The sequence below is a fragment of the Streptomyces sp. NPDC060194 genome (assembly GCF_042728285.1).
Classification (GTDB): Bacteria; Actinomycetota; Actinomycetes; order Streptomycetales; family Streptomycetaceae; genus Streptomyces.
Map to the genome: position 1 here is coordinate 1 of NZ_JBHWZH010000225.1, position 6,076 is coordinate 6,076.

At 69.1% G+C, this 6,076-nt stretch carries 4 protein-coding genes; 2 read left to right on the forward strand and 2 right to left on the reverse strand.

The window, feature by feature from the left end:
* Positions 1-51: 51 nt before the first annotated feature.
* Entirely contained in the window at positions 52-2,349 is a 2,298-nt protein-coding gene (locus ACFWEG_RS27850) for a heterodisulfide reductase-related iron-sulfur binding cluster (protein ID WP_387220554.1), read from the reverse strand.
* A 214-nt stretch (positions 2,350-2,563) separates the two neighbouring features.
* The gene (locus tag ACFWEG_RS27855; RefSeq protein ID WP_387220556.1) at positions 2,564-3,082 is read right to left on the reverse strand and encodes a sugar transferase; all 519 of its coding nucleotides are present in this window, start codon (positions 3,080-3,082) and stop codon (positions 2,564-2,566) included.
* A 332-nt stretch (positions 3,083-3,414) separates the two neighbouring features.
* On the opposite strand from ACFWEG_RS27855, the gene dnaK reads away from it, so the two are divergent.
* Positions 3,415-5,268: a molecular chaperone DnaK gene (dnaK, locus tag ACFWEG_RS27860; protein WP_387220559.1), complete on the forward strand. Its 1,854-nt coding sequence runs from the start codon at positions 3,415-3,417 to the stop codon at positions 5,266-5,268.
* A complete protein-coding gene (gene grpE / locus ACFWEG_RS27865; RefSeq protein WP_387220562.1) occupies positions 5,265-5,954 on the forward strand; it encodes a nucleotide exchange factor GrpE in 690 nt (229 codons plus the stop codon). Before dnaK ends, grpE begins: the two co-directional genes overlap by 4 nt.
* The last annotated feature ends 122 nt before the right edge of the window (positions 5,955-6,076 follow it).

A 6,076-nucleotide genomic window follows, 5' to 3' on the forward strand; every position in this document is an offset into this window, starting at 1 on the left:
TGTATAAGAGACTACCACAACCGTGGGGGCCGGCCGCCGTTCGTCGCACCGCTACCGTGCCGGCTCGGGCTCCGGGTCCGGGGCGGGAGCGGACTCGTCCGTCCCGCCCGGGTCGGCCGGGGTCTTCACCGAGTCGAGGAGCAGCTGGGCCACGTCCACGACCTGGAGGCTCTCCTTGGCCTTGACACCCGTGGCGGAGCCACTTTCGGCAGCGGCCTTCTTGCCGTTGACGGAGTCCGTCAGCATGACGAGGCAGAACGGGCAGGCGGTGGAGACGATGTCCGGGTTGAGGGACAGCGCCTCGTCGACGCGCTCCTCGTTGACCCGCTTGCCGATCCGCTCCTCCATCCACATCCGCGCACCGCCGGCGCCGCAGCAGAAGCCGCGTTCCTTGTGGCGGTGCATCTCCTGCTGGCGCAGGCCGGGGACGGCGGACATGATCTCGCGCGGCGGCGTGTAGACCTTGTTGTGCCGGCCCAGGTAGCACGGGTCGTGGTACGTGATCAGCCCGTCGACCGGGGTGACCGGGACCAGCTTGCCCTCGTCGATGAGATGCTGGAGCAGCTGGGTGTGGTGGATGACCTCGAACTCGCCGCCGAGCTGCGGGTACTCGTTGGCGATGGTGTTGAAGCAGTGCGGGCAGGTGGCGACGATCTTCTTGGCCGACTTCGGCTTCTTCGTCGAGTCGTCCTCGTCGTCTTCTCCGAAGGCCATGTTCAGCATCGCGACGTTCTCGGTGGCGAGCTGCTGGAACAGCGGCTCGTTGCCGAGGCGGCGGGGGGAGTCACCGGTGCACTTCTCGTCGCCGCCCATGATCGCGAACTTGACGCCCGCCATGTGCAGCAGCTCCGCGAAGGCCTTGGTGGTCTTCTTGGCCCGGTCCTCCAGGGCGCCGGCGCAGCCGACCCAGTACAGGTAGTCGACCTCGGTGAGGTCCTCGACGTCCTTGCCGACGATCGGGACCTCGAAGTCGACCTCCTTGGTCCACTCGACGCGCTGCTTCTTGGCGAGCCCCCAGGGGTTGCCCTTCTTCTCCAGGTTCTTGAGCATCGTCCCGGCCTCGGAGGGGAACGACGACTCGATCATCACCTGGTAGCGGCGCATGTCGACGATGTGGTCGATGTGCTCGATGTCGACCGGGCACTGCTCGACGCAGGCACCGCAGGTGGTGCAGGACCACAGGACGTCGGGGTCGATGACACCGTTCTCCTCGACGGTCCCGATCAGCGGGCGCTCGGCCTCGGCGAGGGCCGACGCGGGAACGTCCTTGAGCTGCTCCGGGGTCGCCTTCTCGTTGCCCTCGGCGTCCTTGCCGCCGCCCGCGAGGAGGTACGGCGCCTTGGCGTGTGCGTGGTCGCGCAGCGACATGATGAGCAGCTTCGGGGAGAGCGGCTTGCCGGTGTTCCAGGCGGGGCACTGCGACTGGCAGCGGCCGCACTCGGTGCAGGTGGAGAAGTCGAGGATGCCCTTCCAGGAGAACTGCTCGACCTGGGAGACGCCGAAGGTGTCGTCCTCGCCCGGGTCCTCCCAGTCGATCTCCTTGCCGCCGGACGTCATCGGCTTCAGCTCGCCGAGCGCGCTCTCGCCGGTGGCGTTGCGCTTGAACCAGATGTTCGGGAAGCCGAGGAAGCGGTGCCAGGCCACACCCATGTTGGTGTTGAGCGAGACGGTGATCATCCAGATCAGCGACGTCCCGATCTTCACCATGGCCGTGAAGTAGATGAGGTTCTGCAGCGTCGCCGTGCTCAGCCCGTCGAAGGCCGCGACCAGCGGATAGGAGACGAAGTACGAGGCCTCGTAGTGGTCGACGCCCTGGATCGCGCCCTCGAGGCCGCGCAGGGTGAGGATGGCGAGGCCGATGATCAGGATGACGTACTCGACGAAGTACGCCTGCCAGGCCTTGGAGCCCGCGAAGCGCGACTTGCGGCCGGCCCGCGAGGGCAGGTTGGCGAGGCGGATCGCCATCAGGACCAGGATGCCGACGGTGGTCGCGAGGCCGATGAACTCGACGTACATCTCGAACGGCAGGAAGTGGCCGACGACCGGCAGCACCCAGTCGGCCTGGAACAGCTGGCCGTACGCCTGGATCAGGGTCGGCGGCAGCGTCAGGAAGCCGACGGCGACGAACCAGTGGGCGAAGCCGACGATCCCCCAGCGGTTCATCCTGCTGTGGCCCAGGAACTCCTTGACCAGGGTGATCGTCCGGGCCTTCGGGTTGTCGGTCCGACTCCCCGCGGGCACGGGGGCGCCCAGCTTGACGAACCGGTAGATCTGCGCGACGGCTCGGGCGATGAGCGCGACGCCGACCACGGTCAGGACCAGCGACACGATGATCGCGGCGAGTTGCATGGGGGCTCCTCGGGCCTGCGAGGGTGGGATTCACGAGGGATTACTAAGCGGTAACTTATTCAGTCCGTGCTGAGACTACCCACTTATCGCCGCGCACTGTAGTTGGGTCCCCGGTGATCTGTGTCGCTGAGGCAACCCTCACCGGGGCGCCGGCCCGGACGCGCGGCACGGGACAAGCTCCCCTAAATCGTCCCACGCGGGGGCGGCCAAAGGCTCAGCGCCTCCCGCGCGCGTTCAGCGCGGCGGGCACCGTGAGCGCCAGGATGCGCAGGTCCATGCCGAGCCAGTGCTCCTCGGCGTACTGGAGGTCGAGCTGCTCGCGCTCCTCCCAGGGGAGGTCCGAGCGCCCGCCGACCTGCCAGAGGCCGGTCATCCCCGGGCGGACGCCGAGCCGGACGCGCGCCGCCCCCGCGCGAGCGGCCTCCTCGGGGAGGAGTGGCCGCGGGCCGACCAGGGACATCTCCCCGCGCATGACGTTGACGAGCTGGGGCAGGCCGTCGAGGGACCGAGCGCGCAGCCGGCTCCCGAGCGCCGCCGCGCGGCCGTCGGTCGCCGTACGGAAGCGCAGCGCCTGGAAGGTGCGGCCGTCGAGATGGCCCGCGCGCGGGCTGCGGGTGAGGACCCCGCCCGACGTGGTGGCGGCGACGGCCGTGGCGAGCAGCGCGAGCAGCGGGGCGAGCAGGAGCAGCAGGAGCGAGGCCAGCGTCAGGTCGAGCACCCGTTTGGCGAGCATGACGTTCCGCACCTTTTCATGGGGTCTTGCGTGGGTATACGGAGATTGGTCCGACTCTCGCACGGCGTCCCGTGCGCCGAGGAGTGCCACGCTCCGGTGCGCGCCACCGGTGGGCTCCACGAGGTCCTCGTGGTGTGCGGGTGACCCGTCCGGGGCGTCCGCCGTAGGTTCCGCGAGCACGAGAGCGGCCCTCTGGCCTGCGGAAACACCCCTCATGCGCATATGGCGCGGACAAAACATGAGTCCGGTCGACTCACCTCTGTTGACGCTGTCCGCCGAGTCGTGCATCCTTGAGTCAGATCCACTCAAGTAAGCCTGTTGGAGGAATCGAAATGGCACGTGCGGTCGGCATCGACCTGGGCACGACTAACTCCGTCGTCAGCGTTCTCGAAGGCGGCGAGCCCACCGTCATCACCAACGCAGAGGGCGCCAGGACCACGCCGTCCGTCGTCGCCTTCGCCAAGAACGGCGAGGTGCTCGTCGGCGAGGTCGCCAAGCGCCAGGCGGTCACGAACGTGGACCGGACCATCCGCTCCGTGAAGCGCCACATGGGCACGGACTGGAAGATCGACCTCGACGGCAAGAGCTTCAACCCGCAGCAGATGAGCGCCTTCATCCTGCAGAAGCTGAAGCGCGACGCCGAGTCGTACCTGGGCGAGAAGGTGACCGACGCGGTCATCACCGTCCCGGCGTACTTCAACGACAGCGAGCGCCAGGCCACCAAGGAGGCCGGCGAGATCGCGGGCCTGAACGTCCTGCGCATCGTCAACGAGCCGACCGCCGCCGCGCTGGCGTACGGCCTCGACAAGGACGACCAGACGATCCTCGTCTTCGACCTCGGCGGCGGCACCTTCGACGTGTCCCTCCTGGAGATCGGTGACGGCGTCGTCGAGGTGAAGGCCACCAACGGCGACAACCACCTCGGTGGTGACGACTGGGACCAGCGGGTCATGGACTACCTGGTCAAGCAGTTCCAGTCGGGCCACGGCGTGGACCTCTCCAAGGACAAGATGGCGCTCCAGCGCCTGCGCGAGGCCGCCGAGAAGGCGAAGATCGAGCTGTCCTCGTCCACCGAGACCTCGATCAACCTGCCCTACATCACGGCGTCCGCCGAGGGCCCGCTGCACCTGGACGAGAAGCTCACCCGCGCCCAGTTCCAGCAGCTCACGTCCGACCTGCTCGAGCGCTGCAAGGTGCCGTTCCACAACGTCATCAAGGACGCGGGCATCCAGCTCTCCGAGATCGACCACGTCGTCCTCGTCGGCGGCTCGACCCGCATGCCGGCCGTCGCCGAGCTCGTCAAGGAGCTGACCGGCGGTCAGGACGCCAACAAGGGCGTCAACCCGGACGAGGTCGTCGCCATCGGCGCCGCGCTCCAGGCCGGTGTCCTCAAGGGCGAGGTCAAGGACGTCCTGCTGCTCGACGTCACCCCGCTGTCCCTCGGCATCGAGACCAAGGGCGGCATCATGACCAAGCTCATCGAGCGCAACACCACGATCCCGACCAAGCGGTCCGAGATCTTCACGACGGCCGAGGACAACCAGCCGTCCGTGCAGATCCAGGTCTACCAGGGCGAGCGTGAGATCGCGGCGTACAACAAGAAGCTCGGGATGTTCGAGCTGACCGGTCTGCCGCCGGCCCCGCGCGGTGTCCCGCAGGTCGAGGTCGCCTTCGACATCGACGCCAACGGCATCATGCACGTCACGGCCAAGGACCTCGGCACCGGCCGCGAGCAGAAGATGACCGTCACCGGCGGCTCCTCGCTGCCGAAGGACGAGGTCGACCGCATGCGCCAGGAGGCCGAGCAGTACGCGGACGAGGACCACAAGCGCCGCGAGGCCGCCGAGTCCCGCAACCAGGGCGAGCAGCTCGTCTACCAGACCGAGAAGTTCCTCAAGGACAACGAGGACAAGGTCCCCGGTGACGTGAAGACCGAGGTCGAGACCGCGGTCGAGGACCTCAAGGAGAAGCTGAAGGGCGAGGACTCCGCGGCGATCCGCGAGGCGACCGAGAAGGTCCAGGTCGTGGCCCAGAAGCTCGGCCAGGCCATGTACGCCGACGCGCAGGCCGCCGCCGGCGCCGAGGGTGCCGCCCCCGGTGACCAGCCCAAGGCCGGTGCGGACGACGACGTCGTCGACGCCGAGATCGTCGACGACGAGAAGGACCAGAAGGGCGGCGCCGCATGACGGAGGAGACCCCGGGCTTCGACGAGAAGCCCGACGTCCCCTCCGACGGCGCCACCTCGGATGACGCCGAGCCGAAGGCCGAAGGGCCCTCCACCGAGGAGGGCCCGGCGGCCCCGGCCGGGGACGCTGGACAGAACGACCGGATCACCGGCCTGACCGCCCAGCTGGACCAGGCCCGCTCCGCGCTCAACGAGCGCACCGCGGACCTCCAGCGGCTCCAGGCCGAGTACCAGAACTACCGGCGCCGCGTGGAGCGGGACCGGGTGCAGGTCAAGGAGCTCGCCGTCGCGGCGCTGCTCGGCGAGCTGCTCCCCTCCCTCGACGACATCGGCCGGGCCCGGGAGCACGGCGAGCTGGTGGGCGGCTTCAAGTCGGTCGCCGAGTCGGTGGAGTCGGTGGCCGCGAAGATGGGCCTGGTCTCGTTCGGCAAGGAGGGCGAGCCCTTCGACCCGACGATCCACGAGGCCCTGATGCACAGCTACGCGCCGGACGTCACGGAGACGACCTGCGTCGCGATCCTCCAGCCGGGGTACCGGGTGGGGGAGCGCACGATCCGCCCCGCGCGGGTCGCCGTCGCCGAGCCCCAGCCCGGGGCGCAGCCCGCCAAGGAGGAGGCCCCGGCCTCCGACGCGGCGGACGAGGCGAAGGACAAGACCGAGGAGAACGGTGGCCCGGACGAGGGCTGACGTGGGACCATCCCGCACCGAAGGGGTGCCGCGCCAAGGGGCGGGCCCCCCCCCCGGAGCGGCGGGCCCCGGCCCCGGGCGGGATGAGGGGCGGGGAGGGTGGTCAACAAGGACATAGAACT

Coding starts and splice junctions, on each gene's coding strand:
- grpE (WP_387220562.1), top strand. CDS start 5,265: ATGACGGAGGAGACCCCGGGCTTCGACGAGAAGCCCGACGTCCCCTCC.
- dnaK (WP_387220559.1), top strand. CDS start 3,415: ATGGCACGTGCGGTCGGCATCGACCTGGGCACGACTAACTCCGTCGTC.
- ACFWEG_RS27850 (WP_387220554.1), bottom strand. CDS start 2,349: ATGCAACTCGCCGCGATCATCGTGTCGCTGGTCCTGACCGTGGTCGGC.
- ACFWEG_RS27855 (WP_387220556.1), bottom strand. CDS start 3,082: ATGCTCGCCAAACGGGTGCTCGACCTGACGCTGGCCTCGCTCCTGCTG.